Origin of the sequence: Hymenobacter sp. (assembly GCF_035709525.1) — a bacterium.
GTDB lineage: Bacteria > Bacteroidota > Bacteroidia > Cytophagales > Hymenobacteraceae > Hymenobacter.
Genome location: NZ_DASTEP010000250.1, coordinates 1 through 17863, shown reverse-complemented (window position 1 = coordinate 17863; position 17863 = coordinate 1). Strand labels below are relative to the sequence as shown.

Annotated in this window: 15 protein-coding genes; 8 read left to right on the top strand and 7 right to left on the bottom strand. The window is 60.2% G+C overall.

Features of this window, described 5'->3' with window-relative positions:
* The 5 genes from VFO93_RS22300 to VFO93_RS22280 all read left to right on the top strand — a co-directional run.
* On the top strand, positions 1 to 600 hold a 600-nt coding region (locus VFO93_RS22300), incomplete at its 5' end, for an efflux RND transporter periplasmic adaptor subunit (protein ID WP_325136595.1).
* Positions 601 to 751: 151 nt separating this feature from the next.
* Positions 752 to 2275 carry an efflux transporter outer membrane subunit gene (locus VFO93_RS22295; RefSeq protein WP_325136594.1) on the top strand — a complete coding sequence of 508 codons (1524 nt, stop codon included), beginning with the start codon at positions 752 to 754 and terminating at the stop codon, positions 2273 to 2275.
* 191 nt (positions 2276 to 2466) lie between these two features.
* On the top strand, positions 2467 to 4239 hold the full coding sequence (locus VFO93_RS22290; RefSeq protein ID WP_325136592.1) for an ABC transporter ATP-binding protein: 1773 nt from the start codon (positions 2467 to 2469) through the stop codon (positions 4237 to 4239).
* 114 nt (positions 4240 to 4353) lie between these two features.
* Positions 4354 to 4722, top strand: a complete 369-nt coding sequence (locus VFO93_RS22285; protein WP_325136591.1) for a DoxX family protein — start codon at positions 4354 to 4356, stop codon at positions 4720 to 4722.
* 56 nt (positions 4723 to 4778) lie between these two features.
* The gene (locus VFO93_RS22280) at positions 4779 to 5195 is read left to right on the top strand and encodes a hypothetical protein (protein ID WP_325136590.1); all 417 of its coding nucleotides are present in this window, start codon (positions 4779 to 4781) and stop codon (positions 5193 to 5195) included.
* A gap of 123 nt (positions 5196 to 5318) precedes the next feature.
* On the opposite strand, the gene VFO93_RS22275 is transcribed toward VFO93_RS22280, so the two are convergent.
* Positions 5319 to 6344: an SMP-30/gluconolactonase/LRE family protein gene (locus VFO93_RS22275; RefSeq protein ID WP_325136589.1), complete on the bottom strand. Its 1026-nt coding sequence runs from the start codon at positions 6342 to 6344 to the stop codon at positions 5319 to 5321.
* 178 nt (positions 6345 to 6522) lie between these two features.
* Between VFO93_RS22275 and VFO93_RS22270 the strand changes: the two genes are divergently transcribed.
* Positions 6523 to 7611, top strand: a complete 1089-nt coding sequence (locus VFO93_RS22270) for an SMP-30/gluconolactonase/LRE family protein (RefSeq protein ID WP_325136588.1) — start codon at positions 6523 to 6525, stop codon at positions 7609 to 7611.
* A 181-nt stretch (positions 7612 to 7792) separates the two neighbouring features.
* Here VFO93_RS22270 and VFO93_RS22265 read toward each other — a convergent pair whose 3' ends face one another.
* From VFO93_RS22265 to VFO93_RS22240, 6 genes are all read right to left on the bottom strand, one after another.
* Positions 7793 to 8782 (bottom strand): aldo/keto reductase, encoded by a 990-nt coding sequence (locus tag VFO93_RS22265; protein WP_325136587.1) that lies wholly within the window; start codon positions 8780 to 8782, stop codon positions 7793 to 7795.
* Positions 8783 to 8931: 149 nt separating this feature from the next.
* Positions 8932 to 9657 carry a methyltransferase domain-containing protein gene (locus VFO93_RS22260; protein WP_325136586.1) on the bottom strand — a complete coding sequence of 242 codons (726 nt, stop codon included), beginning with the start codon at positions 9655 to 9657 and terminating at the stop codon, positions 8932 to 8934.
* Positions 9658 to 9732: 75 nt separating this feature from the next.
* Positions 9733 to 10440 (bottom strand): DUF2459 domain-containing protein, encoded by a 708-nt coding sequence (locus VFO93_RS22255; protein ID WP_325136585.1) that lies wholly within the window; start codon positions 10438 to 10440, stop codon positions 9733 to 9735.
* 27 nt (positions 10441 to 10467) lie between these two features.
* Positions 10468 to 10917 carry a peptide-methionine (R)-S-oxide reductase MsrB gene (gene msrB, locus VFO93_RS22250; RefSeq protein ID WP_325136584.1) on the bottom strand — a complete coding sequence of 150 codons (450 nt, stop codon included), beginning with the start codon at positions 10915 to 10917 and terminating at the stop codon, positions 10468 to 10470.
* Positions 10918 to 10992: 75 nt separating this feature from the next.
* Positions 10993 to 11952 carry a carboxypeptidase-like regulatory domain-containing protein gene (locus VFO93_RS22245; RefSeq protein ID WP_325136583.1) on the bottom strand — a complete coding sequence of 320 codons (960 nt, stop codon included), beginning with the start codon at positions 11950 to 11952 and terminating at the stop codon, positions 10993 to 10995.
* Between the two features lie 120 nt (positions 11953 to 12072).
* Positions 12073 to 14349 carry an aconitate hydratase gene (locus VFO93_RS22240; RefSeq protein ID WP_325136581.1) on the bottom strand — a complete coding sequence of 759 codons (2277 nt, stop codon included), beginning with the start codon at positions 14347 to 14349 and terminating at the stop codon, positions 12073 to 12075.
* A 226-nt stretch (positions 14350 to 14575) separates the two neighbouring features.
* On the opposite strand from VFO93_RS22240, the gene VFO93_RS22235 reads away from it, so the two are divergent.
* Both VFO93_RS22235 and VFO93_RS22230 read left to right on the top strand, forming a co-directional pair.
* A complete protein-coding gene (locus tag VFO93_RS22235) occupies positions 14576 to 15943 on the top strand; it encodes a TlpA disulfide reductase family protein (RefSeq protein ID WP_325136580.1) in 1368 nt (455 codons plus the stop codon).
* A gap of 150 nt (positions 15944 to 16093) precedes the next feature.
* Entirely contained in the window at positions 16094 to 17776 is a 1683-nt protein-coding gene (locus VFO93_RS22230) for a glycoside hydrolase family 43 protein (protein ID WP_325136579.1), read from the top strand.
* Positions 17777 to 17863 lie beyond the last annotated feature (87 nt).

Sequence of the window (17863 nt, the reverse complement as noted above, 5' to 3'; positions counted from 1 at the left end):
GGCAATGCTGTTGGCTCACAGCTTTTTAAAGTAGAGCAAACCGACACGCTCCGCGCCTTCGTGGACGTGCCGCAAAACTTCGTGCCTAGCATCAAGCGCGGCTTGTCGGCCAGCATCATCGTGCCCGAGTTTCCGAATAAGCCCTTCCGGGGCATCGTGGCCCGCGACGCCGAAGCCCTCGACCCGCAAACCCGCACTCTGCGCACCGAAGTGCGCCTGCCCAACCGCCAGGGCCAGCTGCGCCCCGGCACCTACGGCCAGGTGCGCTTCAAGCTGCCGCAGACTGCGCCCACCGTCCTTATCTCGGCCAATGCGCTGGTACCTAGCGGCACCGAGCAAAAAGTAGCCGTGGTGCAGGATGGCAAAATTCACTACCAGAACATTGTAGTGAGCCGCGATTTTGGGGCGAACCTCGAAGTTAGCCAGGGGCTGAAAGGCGGCGAAATGCTGGTTATTAACCCCGGCGAAAATCTTACCGAAGGCCTCGAAGTAGGCACCAAGCTAGCCGAGGCACCTAAGAAACCCGCCGGCCCGGCACCTACCGCGCCGCGCCCCAACGACCCCGATGCACCGCGCGTGTCGTCGCCGCTGGGCAAGTAGCTTCTTGATTATCAGCTGTCATTGCGAGCGCAGCGAAGCAATCGCACCTGTTTAGCCGCGCCGCTCGGGTGCTCGTCCTAATGCGATTGCTTCGCTGCGCTCGCAATGACAGCTGATAACTGGCGAATCTCTTTAGAATTAACTTATCCGAATGCGCACCCCTCTTATCTTATTAGGCTTAACCCTAGGTGGCTGTGCAGCCACGCGCTACCACTACGACCCGCCCGCTCAGGCCATCCCCACGGCCTGGAAAAACGCGCATCCGGCCGATTCCCTAGGTCGCATTCAGCCCGAACAGCCGGTGGTAGCGCCTACCGAAGCCCCGCCGCAGCTGAGCCAAACCCCGGCCGCGGGGCCGTGGTGGACGGTGTTCAACGACACCACCCTTACCCGGCTCGAAACCCAGGCCAATGCGCTCAATTTCAGCACGCGTGCGGCGGTGGCGCGGGTCGAGCAGGCGCGGGCGCAGCTCCGCATTGCCGATGCGCAGCGGGCGCCGGTGGTGGCCATTGCGCCCTCCACATACTACTCGCAGCTGTCGGCTCTGCGGCCCCGGCAGGCGTCGTCCATTCCGGCCGTGGCGGTCAATCAAAACCAGTTTTACGTACCTGTCAATGTCAACTACGAGGTAGACTTGTGGGGCCGCCTGCGGCGCAATGCCCAGGCTGCCACCGCCAACCTACAAGCCACCGAAGACGACGAGCAGGCCGTGCGCCTGACCATCGCCGCCGATGCTGCTAATGCCTATTTTAGCCTGCGCGGCCTCGATGCCGAGTTGCTGGTGCTCGACAGCGCCCGCCAGGCCCGCCGCTACAACGTGCAGCTCACCGCCGCCCGCTTCAAGGCCGGCGTAGATAACGAAATCGGCGTGCGCCGCTCCGAAACCGAGCTGGCCACCGTGGAAGCTAGCGCCGTAGAGCTGCGCCGCCAGCGCGCTGGCCTGGTAGCTTCGCTGGCCACGCTCACGGGCCGGCCGGCCAGCAGCTTCGCGCTAGTATCGGTGCAGCCCGATTCAGTGGGGCCGATTAACCCGTTGCCTACCAACCAAGTGCCGGCCACGCCGCCCGGCCCGCTGTTGCCCGCGCCGCCGGTCATTCCGGCCAACGTGCCCGCCCAGCTACTCGCCCGCCGCCCCGACCTACGCCGCGCCGAGCGCCTAAGCGCCGCTGCCGACCTGCGCGCCAAATCGGCTCGCCTGGCCCGCCTACCCACCCTCCAACTCAACGGCTACATCGGTCCCCAAACCACCAACGTCGGCGACCTACCCAAGCTGGCTAACGCCTACACCTACTACGTGGGCGGCGGTTTTAACATCCCCATTTTTGACGGTGGCCGCCTGCGCGGCAACCAGCAGCTAGCCGAAGCCCAAACCGCCGAAGTAGTCGCCAACTCGCGTAACCTCACCCTCACCGCCTACGAGGAAGTCGAAACCGCCCTGGCCGACGTAGCCAGCAGCCGTGCCCAGCTCGCGGCCCAGCAGCGCGCTCTGCGCGCCGCCCGCCTCGCCGGTCGCCTCACGCTAGAGCGCTACCGTCGCGGCCTCACCGACTACTTCGCCGTGGTTGATGCCGACCGCCAAACCCTCGACGCCGCCCGCCTCGTCGTCCAAACCCAGACCACGCAGCTGCGCGCCGCCGTGCAGTTAGTGCGCACCCTAGGGGGCGGCTGGCAGTAAGCCCTAACCATCTGTCCTGCTGACGAAGGAAGCATCTTGCTCGCTTGGTTGCTAATAGAAGTCACTGCGCCACGCAAGATGCTTCCTTTGTCAGCAGGACAGACGGTTAGCTATCGCTTCCTATTTGTTCACAAAACCGCCTCTTTCTTGTTCTTCCCGCGCCGGGCCCGCCGCCCGGCGCTTTTGCGTTTATGAAACTCCTCTACTCTTACCTGCGCCGCTATTGGGGCCTGCTCGTCCTGGCTCTGGTACTGGCCGCTACCAATCAGATTTTTTCGCTGCTCGACCCGTACATCTTCCGCAAGCTGGTCGACCATTTTACGCCTAAGGACGGGGGCACGGGCTTTCGCCTGGTGCCGTTTTGGCCCTTCTTTAAGGAGGCAATTCCCTACATTGGACTGATGCTAGGCGTGGCGATGGTATCGCGCGTGGCCAAGAATTTTCAGGATTACTACGTCAACGTGATTACTCAGCGGCTAGGGGCGCAGATGTACTCCGATGGACTGCGGCACTCGCTCGATTTGCCCTACCAGGTGTTTGAGGACCAGCGCTCGGGCGAGACCCTAGGCAAGCTCCAGAAGGTGCGCATCGACGTGGAGAAGCTAATCCAAGGCTTTGTCAACGTGCTGTTTACGGCGCTGGTGGGCATCATCTTCGTGATGTGGTACGCCATCAGCGTGTACTGGCCCATTGCGCTGGGGTACTTCCTCACCATCCCGCTGCTGGGCATTCTGAGCTTTGCGCTGAGCAAGAAAATCAAGGTCATCCAGAAGACCATCGTGGGCGAAACCACGGCCCTGGCCGGCGCCACCACCGAAAGCCTGCGCAACATCGAGCTGATAAAAAGCCTAGGCCTAGCCCAGCAGGAAACCAAGCGCCTCAACGGCATCACCGACCGCATTCTGAAACTGGAGCTGCGCAAGGTGCGCTACCTGCGCTCGCTGAGTTTCGTGCAGGGCACGTTCGTAAACCTGCTGCGCAACGTTATCATCTTGCTGCTCTTGTATTTGCTGGTGCAGCGGCACATCAGCCTCGGGCAATTCTTCTCGTTCTTTATTTATTCGTTTTCCATCTTCGGGCCGCTGCAAGAGCTGGGCACCATCATTGGCGCCTATCGCGAAGCCGAGGCCTCGCTGGGCAATTTCCAGCAGATTCTCGACACGCCCCGCGATGTGAAACCCACCCACCCGCAGCCTATTGCCAAAATCGAAACGCTGGCCTTCGACCACGTGGTGTTCAAGCACCTCACGGCCGCCGCGCCGGCGCTGGCCGGCATCTCGTTCGGGGCCAAGCTCGGCGAGACTATCGCGTTCGTCGGACCCAGCGGCTCGGGCAAAACCACGCTCGTGAAGCTGCTCGTGGGTCTCTACCCCGCCCAAAGCGGCCAGATTCGCTACAACAACATCCCAAGCACCGAGGTGGACCTCGACCAGCTGCGCGAGCAAATCGGCTTCGTGACACAGGACACGCAACTGTTTGCCGGCACCATCCGCGAAAACCTACGCTTCGTGGCCCCGCACGCCACCGATGCCGAGTGCCTCGCCGCCCTGCACCAAGCAGCGGCCGATTCGCTGCTGGCGCGCGCCCCGCAGGGCCTCGACACGGTGCTCGGCGAGGGCGGCGTGAAGGTGAGTGGCGGCGAAAAGCAGCGCCTCAGCATCGCCCGCGCCCTACTGCGCCACCCTACCCTGCTGGTTTTCGACGAGGCTACCTCGGCCCTCGACTCGCTTACGGAAGAGGAAATCGGCCGCACGGTGCGCGAGTTGTCGGGCTCGCGCCAGCACATTACGGTGCTCATTGCGCACCGCCTCAGCACCATCCTGCACGCCGACCGCATCTTTGTGCTAGAGCGCGGACAGGTGGCCGAACAGGGACGCCACGAGGAATTGCTGACCCAAAAAGGCCTGTACTACGCCATGTGGCGCCAGCAGATTGGCGAGCGCAAAGAAGTGGCCGTGGGGTAAGACTTGGTAGCCATATACGTCAACTAGTTGGCCCTAGGTAGCGCCTCCGGCGCTGCGCTTGCTAAAGGCAACGGGCGCGCCTTACCTTGCGCCTGCTCACCTCATTCTCTCCCCATGTCCTCTACCCGCAATATCATCGCCTGGATTCTACAAATTCTGCTGGCCGTTGCTTTTATCGCGTCGGGCGGTAATAAGCTGCTGCATCTCGCCGACACGGTGAAAGGCTTTGGCGGCATGGGCTTCCCGAGCTGGTTTGCCTATTTCATTGCGGGAGCCGAGGTATTGGGCGGCATCGGGCTATTGGTGCCGCGCTTCACGCGTCTGGCGGCCTTAGGGCTCATGCTCATTATGATTGGCGCGGCCTACGTGCACGCCACCAAAATTCCGGGCGGCCTGCTCCCCAATGGCTTTCCGGCCCTGGGTCTGCTGGTGCTGCTGGTAGTGGTATACCTGCTGCGTCGCCCCACGGCGGCCCGCGCTTAAAACTGCTTTTATAGAAGAATGGCGGCGTAGCCACTGCGCCGCCGTTCTTAGCTCAAATGGAATCACCCGCCGAAACCGAAGAAGTATACGCCATCCCGGCCTCCTACCGGAAGATGGAAAACCTGCACATCCTATTCTGGCTCATCAAGGACATCAGCTGGTGCATGATTTGGAAAACCTTAGGTATCCTCATGGTTTTTCCGACCCTTAGCATTGCCCTGCTCATCACTTGGCGCACGCGTAGCATCAAAGCCGAGCTGGCGCACAACCTGGCCATTGTGTTCTGGATTTCGGCCAACTCGTACTGGATGATGAGCGAGTTTTTTGGCTTCGACACGGTGCCCATCGGCACTATCACCGATGGCAAGCATCTGGCGATTATTCCGTTTAGTATCGGGCTATTTATTCTGCTGTACTACTACCTCGTGCAGAAGCCGCGTGAAACTCGCGAGGACCAAGTAGCAACGTTGTAAAATCGTTAGTCATGCTGAGCGTAGTCGAAGCATCTCTATTGGTCAACTAACTTTTGGCACCTGCACCGGTGCGATAGAGATGCTTCGCTGCGCTCAGCATGACGGACGTTATTAGTCAGCGCTTTACCGGCCCGGCACGCCCTGCGCCAGCGTCTTGATGCGGCACACGAAGGTGGTGGCCATCAGGTATAAGGAGTGGCCATCGTCGCCCCAGGCGCAGTTGGCCACTACCTCGCCGGGGTCGATGGTGCCTAGGTGCTGCCCCTGGGACGAGAGGATGAGTAAGCCGCCCACGCCGGCCGCGTATACGTTGCCAGCCTGGTCTACCTTCAGGCCGTCGGGCACTTCTTTGAAGCGCGTTTTGGGCAGGCTGGCCATGTCAAAAAAGGTGCGGCTCTTGCCCAGCTTGCCGTTTTTTCCTACCTCATAGGCTAGGATAACGGGCCGCAGCGAGTCGGCATTAGACACGTAGAGCGTGCGGCCATCGGGGCTGAAGGCGAGGCCGTTGGCGCGGGCCACGTCGGTTATTTCGGCGGTTACCTGGCCGTCGGGGGCGCGGCGAAACACGCCCGTGAAAGCTAGTTCGCGGGTGGGTTCGGGACTTTTTTTGCTGAGCAAGCCGAAGGGTGGGTCGGTGAAATAGATGGCGCCATCGGGAGCGGCCACTACATCGTTGGGGCTGTTGTAGCGCTTGCCCTGGTAGTTGTCGGTGAGGGTGCGCTTGCCGCTTTTCTGGCCTAGGGGTAGGCTGGCGATGCGGCGGTCGCCGTGCTCGGCGAGTAGTAGGTTGCCGCGGCCGTCCAGGGTCAGGCCATTACTGGAGGGCTCGTCGCTATAAGGTAGGCGGCCAGTGTAGCCAGTGTGCTCCAAGAACTTAGAGCGGCCGCCCTGCGCCTGCCAGCGGTAAATAGTCTGGGTTTTGGTATCCGAAAACAGCAGCATGCTGCTATCGGGCACCCACAGCGGCCCTTCGACGTGCGTGTGGCCCGAGGAAATAATTTCGAGCGCCGCGCCGGGCGCCAGCACTTGGTCGAGCGCCGGGCTTTGGCGCACCACGCGGCCGGTAGTGAGGTACTGCGGCGCTTGCGCCTGGGCAGAAACGGCCGCTACCCCTAGGGCCAAACTAGCTACAATGGAAGAGAAACGCATAACCTAAGTACAGCAAAAGGAGGCCGCGCCCCCGTGAGACTCTGCTGCTTACCCGGCTTCGTACCCGAAGGTTGCGAAACCGCTGCCCCGCTTAACCCTGGCCCGCCGGCTTCGTAGGAACAGCTTCCGCGCTCTTCCGCGCCCTCTGCCGCGCCTGCCGCGGTGCAAAAATCTTCCTATGCGCGCTCCCCTGCTCCTCGCCGGCCTGCTTTTTACACTGCCCGCCGCCGCCCAAGACCTAAAAATCCCGCTCGAAGAAGTAGCCCAGACCGGCCGCCACCAGCCCATCGGCGTGGGCATTTCGCACAAGGGGCGCATTTTCATGACGTTCCCCAAAAAGAAGAACGACAAGAACTACGAGTACGACTACGGCCTGGCTGAAATCGTGAACGGCCAGCGCCGCCCCTACCCCAACGCCCTCTGGAACCAGTGGGACTCGACCCAGGCCGCCACCCGCTTCGTGAACGTGCAGGCCGCCGTGGTCGATGCCGACGACAACCTCTGGGTGCTCGACCCCTCGAACCCCGACGACCAGGCGCCCGTCATTGCCGGTATCAAGCTGCTAAAAATCAACCTAGGAACAAACAAAGTTGAGCGAATTTACCGCTTCGAGGATTTGCCCCGCGAGCGCACCGGCCTCAACGACGTCCGCATCGACACGCGCCGCCAGCTGGCCTACATTTCCGACCCCGTGCTGGCCGGCATCGTGGTGCTCGATTTGAAAACCGGCAAAAGCCGCATCGTGCTGCAAGGCCACAAATCGACCGCCACCGAGCCAGGCTTCGTGCTGCGCCTCGATGGCAAGGAAGTGAAAGACAAGTCAGGCAAGCCCTTCAGCAGCAACGTCAACGGCATTGCGCTGCCGCCCGATGGCAAGTACTTCTACTACCGCGCCATCAACCAAACCAAGCTCTACCGCATCGCCACCGAGTACCTCGCCAACCCCGCCCTAGGTAGCGCCGACCTAGCCAGCCATGTCGAAACCGTGGGCGAAACCGGCGTTAGCCACGGTATGCTATCCGATGAGGCCGGCAACATCTACCTCTCCGATTCGCCCAACTATACCATCCGCCGCGTCACGCCCGCCGGCCGCCTCGAAACCCTGGTGCACGACCCGCGCCTGAGCTGGCCCGACACTTTCGCCCTAGGCTATGACGGCTATTTGTATCTGACCGCCACGCAAATAAACCGCGCCCCAAAGTGGAACGGTGGGGAAAGCAAGGTCGATTACCCGTTCCGGCTGTACCGGATTAAGCTGCCGAAGTAGGCTAGCGTCCGTTATTGCAGATGGCGCGGGGCTGTGCCCCGTGCCGACTATTCGCGGGCCTCTGGCCCGCACGCTGGCCAACGTTGCTAAACTTTGGCACTTAACAACGTTGGCTTACGTCGCCGGCCAGAGGCCGGCAAATAGTCGGCACGGGGCACAGCCCCGCGCCATCCCCATTATTCTACCAAATCTGGTGCACCTGCGGCCGAATCATCTGGTCATAAACGCCGCGCACGGCGGCCAGTTGCTCAGGCGTCAAGGCCGGGATTTCTTCCGTTTTCAGGTTTGACAGCAACTGCTCCGGCTTCGACGCGCCGGGGATGATGCAGCTAACCTCGGGGAACATCAAAATCCAGCGTAGCGCCACCGGGGCTAGGTTAGGCTGGTCGGGGAAGATTTTCTTCAACTCTTCCACTGCTGCTAGGCCGGTGTTGTAGTCTACGCCCGCGAAGGTTTCGCCTTTGTCGAAGGCCTCGCCGTTGCGGTTGAAGTTGCGGTGGTCGTCTTTGTCAAAGGTGGTTTGCTGCGAAAACTTGCCCGTGAGCAGGCCGCTGGCCAGCGGCACCCGCACGATTACGCCCACGTCGCGGCGCTGGGCTTCTTTGAACAGCAGCTCGGCCGGACGCTGGCGGAACATGTTGAAAATCACTTGCAGCGTCGTCACGTTGGGGTACTCGATGGCTTTCAGACCTTCCTCTACCTTTTCCACGCTCACGCCTAGGTTCTGGATTTTGCCTTCTTCCTTGAGGCGGTCAAATACCTCAAAAATCTCGGGGCGGTAGTACACGTCGGTGGGCGGGCAGTGCAGCTGCACGAGGTCGAGGGTGTCGAGGCTCATGTTGCGCAGGCTGTCCTCTACAAAGCCGCGCAGGGCGGCGGGCTGGTAGGCCTCGGCGGTGTGGGGCTGAAGGCGGCGGCCGCACTTGGTAGCCACGTAAATGCGCTCGCCGGCGCGGCTGCGCACAAGGCGGCCCACGGCTTTTTCGCTTTCGCCGTCGCCGTACACGTCGGCGGTGTCGATGAAGTTGATGCCCGCGTCTACGGCGGCGTTTAGGATGCGGTCGGCGTTGTCGTGGCTGAAGGGCTCGCCCCACTTGCCGCCCACCTGCCAGGTGCCGAGGCTGATTTCAGAAATGGAGAAGCCGGTTTTGCCGAGGGTGCGGTGTTGCATGAAGGGTGGGTTTTGAAACAAGAAAAGCGGACCTAGGCCCGCTTTGGTAACTCGGAAATGGGCTCAGGGTTGCCAGTTGCGCGGACTTTGTAGTCCGCGGCCGGCTGGTTGCCTGCTAACGCACGCGGACTACAAAGTCCGCGCAACCGTTAAATCTTGCCTTCGCCCACGCACGTCACACCAAAGAGCTTATTGGCCGACGCAATTTTCATCTCTACCGATGTTAGCCCCAACAAGATATTATTCACTACCGGGCTGAACGGCCGCATGTTAGAGGCCGCGTCTTTGCCCTTCAAGTTATCAAGCTGGCGCACGGTCCATACCATCGGAAACAGGCCGCCATAGAGGTAGTAGTTGCTGATTTTGCGGAAGCCTGCTTTTTGCAGCACCTCGCGCAGCATCGGAATTTTGTAGCGGCGGTAGTGGCCTAGGTACACGTCGTGCCCACTCCAGAGCGACTGAAACGCCGGCACCGTGATAAAGAAGTAGTTGTTGTCGCCCACGCAAGCTGCCTTCACGCTTTGCAGCATGGCCAGGTCGTCTTCGATGTGCTCGAGCACGTCCATCATTACCACCAGTCCGTTCTCGATGGTGCTTGGAATACGGTGGACTTTCTCAATTTTCTGTCCCTGCGTCAGGCTCATTTCTTCCTGCGAGTAGCCGGTATCCACGAGGTAGACTTTGCGGATGGCGTTGCCATACAGCTTTTCGAGCTCGATGGCGAAGAAACCCGACCCTGACCCAATATCCACGATGGTCAGTGGCTGGCCGCCGGCCAGCGCTTTCTTGGCGTAGTTCAGCAGCGGCAGCTTTTTGCTTTGGTAATACCAATGCACGTGCGGGTCCACGCCAGCTTCGAGTTCCTTTAAATCCATGCGAGCTAGTAAATTCTGGCTTTAGTACAGTGCCGTAAATATAGCCCGGCAGCCCGCCCCGACTATGCATAGCATCTACTTGTTGGCCCCGTAGTGCCGAAAGAGCCCGCCCGAAATGGGCGTCCAGAGTGCGGCACGCTGGCCGCTGGCTTTCAGACCATTATTGGCCCACGTATTGCAGGTATGCCAGAAGCTGTAGGCCCACTGGCCTTCGTAAAAGGCATCGTGGCCGGCGTAGGTGTGGCCCGGCAGGTACTGCACGCGGCCCGCCGCATCAGGCCGAAAGCTACCCTGCACGTAGGCCACCAGCCGGGCGTATTGGTCGGGCGTGAGGTCGAGGCGCACGCAGGTAGTGCTGGGTAGTAGCTCGCTTTGCTTGTAAAACGTGGTGTGCATGGCCGACGTGCCCAGGTGAAACGCGGCCTTGAAGGCAATGGGAAAGGTGAGGTCGCCCCAGCCGGGGATGTAGAAAAAGCCTTTGTCGCCCCAGCCAAAGGCCAGGTAGTCGTAGCCCGCGCTGTCGCGGCTGGTGGTGTGGGCGTATTTTATCTGGCGGCTCCAATCTACTTGGGCGGTGCGCACGGGCAGCACCAGGTCGGTGTGTACCCCGTTGGGCGTGTAGAGGTACACCGGGATGCGCGGCCCGCCCGGCGGCACCGGCTCGGCGGCTACCGGTATCAGGGCCAGGCCAAAGGCGGCGGCCACGTACAGCAGCAGCACGGCCACAATGCCGCCCAGCGTGTAGCCGATAATTTTCAGGGTTTTGCGAAGAATCTTGCTCATGGCCGGCAAACATAGCGCCGCTGTAGACTATCCGGCCGCCAGCCGCACCAAACTCGCCGAATTCATGCAGTAGCGCAGGCCGCCGGGCTCGGGCCCGTCGGCAAAAACGTGCCCCAGGTGCCCGCTGCACACGTTGCAAACGGCCTCGATGCGTTGCATGTGGTGGCTGTCGTCAAAGGCGTAGCGAATAGCGTTTTTGGCCACCGGCTGCGTAAAGCTGGGCCAGCCCGACATGGCGTGGTACTTCGTGCCCGCATCAAACAAGACGCTGCCGCAGCCCGCGCAGGCATACACGCCTGGCTCATAGCTGCGGCAATACGCATTGCGATACGGTGGCTCGGTGCCCTGCTGCCGTAGCACCACGTACTGCGCCGGGGTCAGCCGCGCCTGCCATTCGGCATCGGTTTTTTCGACGCGGCGGGGCGGCTCGGGGTTGCTGTATTTGGCGTAGTAGAGAATGTCTTTCCAGCGCAACATAAGGGTTACAGCTGGTTCAATTGACTTCCTAAAACAACTTCAATAACTCTAATTACTTGTTCCAAAAAACGATTCCTAATCAAGTTTCTTCGCATGATAACGACGCTCTATTTTGAAGCCTACCCTAGTGTTTATTTCTGCGTACTGGCCTAATTTATTGAAATCCACCCCAGCAGAAAATCGTTTAATTTGTGCTTCCAAGCCGCTTCGAAACTGCCAGTAGTCTTGCCAATAAGCTATTCGACCAATTGCTGCAAGTTGCATGCTACGGGCACATGAGCTATTGAGGTAAATAAAGAAGGGATAATTAAATCCTGCTTCCACGCCGATTTTAGTTGCTGAAACTTCCTCTGCTGAATAGCTAAGATTGCCAATAGCTAAGTAGACTGGTATCTCTCGACCCACTAGCTTGCCGGTGTAAGTTGCGCCAATGGTGTAGCGAGTGTAAGAAAACTTTTGCGCAGCCAACCGCACGCTCTGATAGCTCGTGGTTATATCCACATTATTATCGCAGTTTATAAAGGCATTACCAAGTGCCAGCGTCCCATTATGTTGATAATTATCAGTTCCAAATTGATAGCTAAACTCTGCTCGTAAGTGCCCTTGGCCATGCCGAGTCTTAATAAGATATGGGTAGAGAGCCTGTATTCTACCACCCAACGGGGTGTAGCGCACACCGCTCAGTAGCGAAAGCTCTACGTGTTTATGATAGAAGAAATCTATACTACACTCCTCTTTCAGGCGAATAGGAAGTAGTGTTGTCGTATCCTGCGTAAGAATAATCTTTTTTTCCAGCCTTTCAAACCCAACCGACGAAAACACTAGCGTAATGGTGTCGCGCAAACTGGCCAGTTGAAAGCTTCCCTGCATGTCGGTAGAGGCTCCCGTTCTAGTGCCCTTAACCAATACCACTACGCCGGGCAGCGCTGTCTTATTTGAGGCAACCTGCACTACGCCCCGCACCACTCTTTGCGCGTGCCCGGTTGTTATTATCCATAGCAGTAGCAAACAAAGTATTCCGTAGGTTTTTCTCATACGCAGCCCGTTTGGTGGTTTTAGAGTAGATACCACGTTCTTGGATTTTGCACACGCACGAAAACGGCCGCCCCGGTTTCCCGAGGCGGCCGTAAACTTACGTTGCGAGCGTGATGCTGACTACGCTACGCCGCTTTCCTGCAACTTAATGAGGTTCAGAGCCGAGCCGGCTTTGAACCAGGCGATTTGGCCTTCGTTGTAGGTGTGGTTTACCGTGATGAGGTCGGTGTCGCCGTCGGCGTGACGCAGGCGCACTTGCAGCGGCTGGCCGGGTGCGAAGCTCGTGAGGCCGAGGATGTCGATTTGGTCGTCTTCTTCAATCAGGTCGTAGTCGGCCTTGTTGGCGAAGGTGAGGCCCAGCATGCCCTGCTTCTTGAGGTTGGTTTCGTGGATGCGGGCAAACGACTTCACCAGCACGGCGCGCACGCCGAGGTGGCGGGGCTCCATGGCGGCGTGCTCGCGCGAGCTGCCTTCGCCGTAGTTTTCATCGCCCACCACGATGCTGCCGATACCGAGGCTCTTGAGCACGCGCGCGGCCTGGGGCACTGGCACATAGGGCTCGCCCTGGGTGCCGTGGTCTTTCACCGAGTTCGTTTCGCCGTTGAAGGCGTTGGTCGCCCCGATGAGCATGTTGTTGGAGATGTTGTCCAGATGGCCGCGGAAGCGCAGCCAGGGGCCGGCCATCGAGATGTGGTCGGTGGTGCACTTGCCCTGGGCCTTGATGAGCAGGCGCAGGCCGAGCAGGTCGGTGCCTTCCCAGGCCTTGAAGGGCTCCAGCAGTTCGAGGCGGTCCGAAGTGGGCGACACGAGCACTTGCACGCCCGAGCCATCGGCAGCGGGCGCCTGGAAGCCAGCGTCTTCGACGTCGAAGCCGCGAGGCGGCATCTCTACGCCCTGGGGCTCGTCGAGCATCACGTTGCCGCCGTTGCCGGGCAGCGTGTCGGTGAGCGGGTTGAAGGTCAGGTCGCCGGCGATGGCGAAGGCGGTCACGATTTCGGGCGAGGCCACGAAGGCGTGGGTGTTGGGGTTGCCGTCGTTGCGCTTGGCGAAGTTGCGGTTGAAGCTCGTGATAATCGAGTTCTTACGCTTGGGGTCGTCGGTGTGGCGGGCCCACTGGCCGATGCACGGGCCGCAGGCATTGGCCAGCACGACGCCGCCCATTTCGGCGAAGGTGTCGAGGAGGCCGTCGCGGGCCACCGTGTAGCGCACCAGCTCCGAGCCGGGCGTGATGGTGAACTCGGCGGCTACGTGCAGGCCCTTGTCTACGGCTTGCTTGGCCACGCTGGCGGCACGGGTGATGTCTTCGTAAGAGGAGTTGGTGCACGAGCCAATCAGGCCTACCTCCAGCTTCTCGGGCCAGCCGTGCTCTTTTACGGCGGCGGCAAACTGCGAAATCGGCCACGCGGCGTCCGGCGTGAACGGGCCGTTCACGTAGGGCTCCAGCGTGTTAAGGTCGATTTCGATGAGCTGGTCGTAGAAATCGGCGGGGTTGGCGTACACCTCGTCGTCGGCGCGCAGGTGCGCGGCTTGCTCGCGGGCAGCGTCGGCGATGTCGGCGCGGCCGGTGCCGCGCAGGTAGTCGCCCATTTTCTCATCGTAGGCAAATACCGAGGTCGTCGCCCCGATTTCCGCGCCCATGTTGCAGATGGTGCCTTTGCCGGTGGCCGAGAGGCTTTCCGCGCCTTCGCCGAAGTACTCGACGATGGCGCCGGTGCCGCCTTTCACGGTCAGGATGCCGGCTACTTTCAGGATTACGTCTTTGGCCGACGTCCAGCCGCTCATTTTGCCGGTCAGCTTCACGCCAATCACCTTCGGGAATTTCAGCTCCCAGGGCATGCCGGCCATTACGTCCACAGCGTCGGCACCACCTACACCGATGGCAATCATGCCCAGGCCGCCCGCGTTGGGGGTGTGCGAGTCGGTGCCAATCATCATGCCGCCGGGGAAGGCGTAGTTTTCGAGCACTACCTGGTGGATGATGCCCGCGCCGGGCTTCCAGAAGCCGATGCCGTATTTGTTGGATACCGAGGCCAGGAAATCATATACTTCCTTATTCTCGTCGTTGGCAATGGCGAGGTCTTCGGTGGCGCCGTCCTTGGCCTGAATGAGGTGGTCGCAGTGCACGGTCGAGGGCACGGCGGTTTTGTCTTTGCCGGCCTGCATAAATTGCAGGAGGGCCATTTGGGCGGTGGCGTCCTGCATGGCCACCCGGTCGGGGGCAAAATCCACGTAGCTTACGCCGCGCTGAAACGACTTGCCGCTTTGGTCGCCGTAGAGGTGCGCGTAAAGGATTTTTTCGGTGAGCGTGAGCGGGCGGCCAACGGCCGCGCGGGCGGCTTCGATGCGCGAGCCGAGGCCCGCGTACACGGCCCGAATCATATCAAGGTCAAACGCCATAGGGAATGGGAGTGGGTTTTTAGCTTAGGCGCAAAAGTAACTCGGCGGGTAAGCAATTGCTAGGAATTTGGTAATTTAAGCCTATACTTAGAAGCTGTCCAAATAAAACCCGCCGGCCAGGCTAGCCTGTTTTACGGCCGCGCGTTCGCAAGTACTGGGCCACTAACGGCCATTCTTATAACTAAGGTGCTGCCTTGCTGGTTTCAGGCCTTCTATCTTGCCTTTTATGAAAGCTTTTCCGCTTATGCTGTTGGGTGCCGGCTTACTGGCCGGCTGCAATTCCACTCCTTCCTCTACCACCACCGACGCAGCCGGCACCTCGGCCGCCGCGCTGCTCACGCCCGGCCCGTGGCGCGGCGAGCTGGCCATTCAGGGCCAGCAGTTGCCTTTTTTGTTCGAGGTCAAAACCGAGGGCGGCAAGCCCGTGGTCTACCTCATCAACAAGGGCCTGAACGGCGAGGAGCGCCTGCGCTGCGACGAGATTTCGGCGGCCGGCGACTCGGCCACCATCAAGCTGCACGTCTTCGATGCGGCGCTGGTGGTACGCGCCGATACTACAAGGGATATTGCTGTGCCTGATAGTGCTGTAGGCGCTGCACCTGCTCAGTCAACTGTACACAAGAGTAAGTTAAAAGGTGTATGGGTCAAATACGACGCCAAGACGCCGTACCGGGTGCCGCTGGTGGCCGAGAAGGGAGAGTTATTACTGCCTCGTTATGACGAAGAGCAACCTTCTACAGCATTTGATGGCACTTGGAAAGCTACTTTTACAGAAGAACAAAAAGCTAGCTACCCAGCTGTTGGGATTCTAAAGGAGCTAGATAAAGGCGAGATAAGGGGCACTTTCCTCACTACAACTGGTGACTATCGCTACTTATCAGGCTACAGAGAAAACGGCCGAATAAAGTTGAGCACCTTTGATGGTAGCCACGCATTTCTTTTCGTGGGGCAAGCTCCTGAAGGTCGCCTACACAATTCTTACACGCTCGGAACATTAAAAGGCGACTTCTACGCCGGCAAGTCCGGCCACGAAATCTGGACGGCTACCCTCGACCCCAAGGCCAAGCTGCCCGATGCCGACACGCTCACCTACCTCAAAAAGGGCGAGTCGCGGCTGAATTTCAAGTTTCCGAGCGTGGCGGAGGGCGGCAGCATCTCCCCCACCGATGCCAAGTACCGGGGCAAGGTAGTGGTGCTGCAAGTGCTGGGCTCGTGGTGCCCCAACTGCATGGACGAAACCGCCTTCCTGGCCCCGTGGTACGCCAAAAACAAGGCGCGCGGCGTCGAGGTCATCGGCCTGGGCTACGAGCGCAGTTCCGAGTATGATAAGGCCGCCCCGCGCCTGCGCAAGCTCAAGGAGCGCTTCGACATCGGCTACGACCTGGCCGTGGCGGGCGTGGCTAATAAGGACTCGGTGGCCCGTTCGCTGCCGCAGCTGGCCAAGTTTCTGGCCTTCCCCACCACCATTTTCCTGGATAAAAAAGGCGCGGTGCGCAGCATCCATACCGGCTTTGCGGGGCCGGGCACGGGCAAGTATTACGAGGAGGAAATCGCGGGCTTCAACCGCACCGTGGACAAGCTGCTGAAAGAGTAACGCACCGTAGCGTGCGGAAATAGCTTCGACGGCTACCAAAGCAGCCACCCAGGCGCATACCTATCGATAGGTGTTGCGCTCGGGTGGCTGCTCTACTTTAGCGGGCTCTGAGGTGTTACCCCACTCTTTTCCGCTTCCAAATCCGCTTTCATGCGCGCTAAACTTCTTCTACTCAGCTCTGCCCTCTTGTTGAGCCGCTGCCCGGCGGCCCTGGCGCAGACCACCACGCTAGTCAACCCCATTCTGTCCGGTTTTTACCCCGACCCGAGCATTGTGAAGGTCGGCCCCGACTACTACCTGGTCAATTCCACGTTTGCGTATTTTCCGGGCGTGCCCGTTTTCCACAGCCAGGATTTGAAAAACTGGAAGCAGGTGGGCAACGTCATCAGCCGGCCTTCGCAGATGGATTTTATGGGCGACCGCATGACGCGGGGCTTGTTTGCGCCGGCCATCGACTACCACAACGGCACGTTTTACCTCACTTGCACGCTCATCGACCACAAGGGCAACTTCGTGATGACGGCCAAAAACGCCGGTGGGCCGTGGAGCGACCCCACGTTTTTGCCCGAGGTGCGGGGCATCGACCCCTCGCTGTTTTTCGACGACGCCACCAATAAGGCCTACGTCATCTACAACAGCGACCCGCCCGACAACAAGCCGCTGTACTCGGGCCACCGCTCCATCAAGCAAATCGAGTTGAACCCGCAGACACTGCAAACCGTGGGTGAGGCCAAAATGCTGGTCAACGGCGGCGTGGACCTCAGCAAAAAGCCGGTTTGGATTGAGGGCCCACACATTATGAAGCGCGGCGACTGGTACTACCTCTACGCGGCCGAGGGCGGCACGTCGGTCAACCACTCGGAGGTGGTGTTTCGCAGCAAGTCGGCGCTCGGCCCATTTGTGCCCTATGAGCAAAACCCGATTTTGACGCAGCGCGACCTGCCGCCCGGCCGCCCCGACCCCATCACGTCGGCGGGGCACGCGCAGTTTGTGCAGGGGCCTGATGGCAAGACCTACGCCATTTTCCTGGCCGTGCGGCCCTACGAGGGCAACTTCTACAACACTGGCCGCGAGACGTTTATCGCGCCCGTGACCTGGAAAGACGACTGGCCCATCATCAACCCCGACAGCAAAGAAGTAAAGTACGCCTACACCGCCAATTACCGAGAGGTGAAGCAGCCCGGCGCGCTGCCGCAGAGCGGCAATTTTGCCTACACCCTGCGGTTTGACAAAGCGCTGGACCCGGCGCTGCTCTTCCTGCGCACCCGCGACACCACGAGCTACGCGTTCAGCAAAGCCAAGGGCCTCACGCTGAAGCTCAAGCCCGAAACCTGCGGCGGCACGGGCAACCCGTCCTTTATCGGCAAGCGGCAGCAGCACCTCAAGTGCAGCACCGAAACCGAGCTAAGTTTCGCCACCAAAGCCGACAATGAGAAGGCCGGCCTCACGATTTTCCAGGACGAAAAGCACTACTACTTCCTCTGCCAGTCGGTGGCCGCAGGCAAGCCCGTCATTCAGCTTTTCAAAAGCACCGCCGACGAGAAAGTGCCCGAGCTACTGGCCCAGGAAATGCTGCAATCGGCCACGGGTAAAGTCGGCCTGCGCATCAGCGCCGACAACGACACCTATAGCTTTTACTTCGCCGAGAAGGCCAAGAGATGGAAGCCACTGAAGGAAAAAGTCAATGCCAAATTTCTGAGTACGCAGGTGGCGGGCGGCTTCATCGGCTGCGTGTTTGGGATGTACGCCACCTCGATGGGGCAGGCTACGACGAATACGGCGTCGTTTGGGCAGCTCAGCTACGAGGGGCACGACACGATGTATAAGAAGTAGGCCTAACGCGGGGCACCTCACCCCCCGGCCCCCTCTCCAAAAAAGAGGGGGAGCCTGACGCCTTTTTGACGTAAGCTGACGTCCATT